The 2,511-nt window shown below is 42.0% G+C and carries 3 protein-coding genes; 1 reads left to right on the top strand and 2 read right to left on the bottom strand.

Annotation, left to right across the window (positions count from 1 at the left end; translation table 11 throughout):
* The coding region (locus K333_RS12745; RefSeq protein WP_027452641.1) for a glycine rich domain-containing protein at window positions 1–547 on the top strand (547 nt) is incomplete at its 5' end.
* Between the two features lie 91 nt (window positions 548–638).
* Here K333_RS12745 and K333_RS12365 read toward each other — a convergent pair.
* Complete coding sequence (locus K333_RS12365; protein WP_024990725.1) at window positions 639–1,412, bottom strand: glycine rich domain-containing protein; 774 nt, start codon at window positions 1,410–1,412, stop codon at window positions 639–641.
* A 106-nt stretch (window positions 1,413–1,518) separates the two neighbouring features.
* Window positions 1,519–2,430, bottom strand: a complete 912-nt coding sequence (locus K333_RS12360; RefSeq protein WP_051230946.1) for a glycine rich domain-containing protein — start codon at window positions 2,428–2,430, stop codon at window positions 1,519–1,521.
* Window positions 2,431–2,511 lie beyond the last annotated feature (81 nt).

Below are 2,511 nucleotides of genomic sequence, written 5' to 3'. Positions count from 1 at the left end.
AGGTGGTGGCGCAGATCATCACTTTGATGGATGTTCTGGAGGATATGCAGGTGGGCTTTCCGGACAAGATGGTTTCTATGCTATAAATACTACAATAGAGCATCAGCCGTATTCAATAGCTACCGGTGCAACTCAAATTTCAGGTGGAAAAGGTGGGATTAGTGGCGGAAATTATCCGAAAGCTTATGATGGTACTTTTGGAATCGGTGGCAATAACGCTGGCGGTAATAGTGCTAAATCATATGGTAGCGGTGGTGGCGGCGGATATTACGGAGGAGGAGGTGGTGGTGTTAATACTGGCATCGTCGGTTCTGGAGCTGGAGGATCTTCCTTTATTTCTGGCCATACAGGGTGTGATGCGATTACAGAATCTTCAACAGAAAATAACATTATTCATACTGGACAGTCAAACCATTATAGCGGAAAAGTATTCACCAATCCTATAATGATAGATGGTGGTTCTGTAATGCCTAGTCCTACAGGAGGAACGGAAGTGGGACATGGAGGTAATGGATATTGTATAATAACTTGGCAACAACTGCCATAATAATATATTAGGCTATATCAGTGAATTTGCTGATATAGCCTATTTTCATATATATGTTTGTCCCGAACAAATCCCGAAGGATGAAGGAATATTATAGGCTTGGTGATATCCAGCTTATTATTGCATAGCCATTACCACTATGTCCAGTTTCTGTACCGCCACTTGGGCTTAGAAAAGTTTGGTCACCGGCTATAGTAGTCCCATTGATTACGCTACCAACATATCCAGAACCGCCAGCTCCACCACAATCAGAAAGATCTCCTGTTTTTTGGCTTGCAGGACCACCATAGAATCCACCACCTCCTCCGCCATTTCCTTCGGCTCCCCATCCATTTGATGCAGTTTTTGTTTTCCCGTTTTGCCCTTGTCCAAATGCATATCCAGAAGTTTGTGTAGCACCAGTTATTGTATATGTATTGCCATAATTATTAACATTTCCACCATTTACCCCACCACCTACGCCTGCATTTGCGATATGAGTCGCACCACCTCCTCCGCCTCCTGCAACTAAAAGAAGTTCTGCTAAATAGTAGTTTTCATAATTCTTTAACTCTCCACGATTAGATGTGATAGCAATATGTGTTGCACCACCTCCACCGCCTCCACCGGTATACTGAACAGAACTTTGATATCCATAACCACCATTACCGCCACCATTATATCCCCCAATTCCTCCTATAGATCCCGAAGAGTAAGAACCTTTTTCTCCAACACAAACATATAACTTGTCTGTTGTAGTTAGGCTTCTATATCCAATAGAATATCCTCCATTGCCACCATGCTCCCACTGACCAGCTTTTCCTCCGCTTGCTCCCCAGCATTCCATCTTATAAGTGGTATTCAAAGGTGCAGTAAATTCCTGCACACTTCCCGTGTGTCTATACGATAGATAAGAGTAAATTGAAAATACCGGACAATACGTACAAAAAAATAGGCTATACCAATTAAACTTTGATATAGCCTATTATATATTATTGTGGTAATTGTTGCCAAGTAATTATACAATATCCATTACCACTATGTCCAGTTTCAGTTCCTCCAGAAGGGGATGGCATTGTTGAACCACCATCTATCATCACTGGATTAGTAAACACATAACTACTATAATGATTAGGCTGGCCAGTGTGAATTATGTTGTCTTCTGTTGAAGATTCTGAGATTGCATCACAGCCAGGATAGCCAGAGATAAAGGAAGAACCGCCTGCTCCAGAGCCAACTATTGCATTATTAACGCTTCCACCTCCGCCACCATAGTAACCCCCGCCACCTCCACCACCATATGTGTAAGAGGAAAGATGTTTATTAATAAAGTCTTGCTCATCATGTTCCTCATGATCACCGCCAATACCAAAAGTGCCATCAAAACCATTAGATGCGCCAATTCCTCCATATCCACCTAAAGTTTGAATAGCGCCTGTGGCTACAGTATATGAAGGATGTGGTAATATACAACTATAGAGTCCATCTTGTCCAAATAAGCCACCTGCATTACCTCCTTGGCTTCCCGATGTATAATGTTGTGCACCTCCACCTCCTGCTGCTACTATAATTCTTGATTTAAGAGAATTAAATTCACTCCATGTATTGCCTTTTATTAATCGGATATCAGTCGCTCCGCCACCACTTTTGGCATCATAGTTAATACCACCGGCTCCGCCACCATTGTAGGTTTTCTCTAAATGGATCCCTTCACCTGATTGTCCAACATAAATGTAAACTTTTAGGTTAAAAAGAAATGTGACTTCCCCAGAACAGAAACCTCCCTTCCCTCCATACACGGTATTGTAATTACCATAACTTTTGTCTTCATAACTATTTCCACCGCTTGCTCCCCAGCATTGTATCTTATAACTAGTCGCAACCGGTGCAGTAAATTCCTGCACACTTCCCGTGTGTCTGTACTTTTGAGATTGTCTAGAAGAAAATATTGAACATACGGGACAACCAAACCATTATAGTGGAAA

Source organism: Segatella albensis DSM 11370 = JCM 12258 (genome assembly GCF_000426565.1).
GTDB lineage: Bacteria > Bacteroidota > Bacteroidia > Bacteroidales > Bacteroidaceae > Prevotella > Prevotella albensis.
This window is presented reverse-complemented; position numbering and strand designations above follow the sequence as displayed.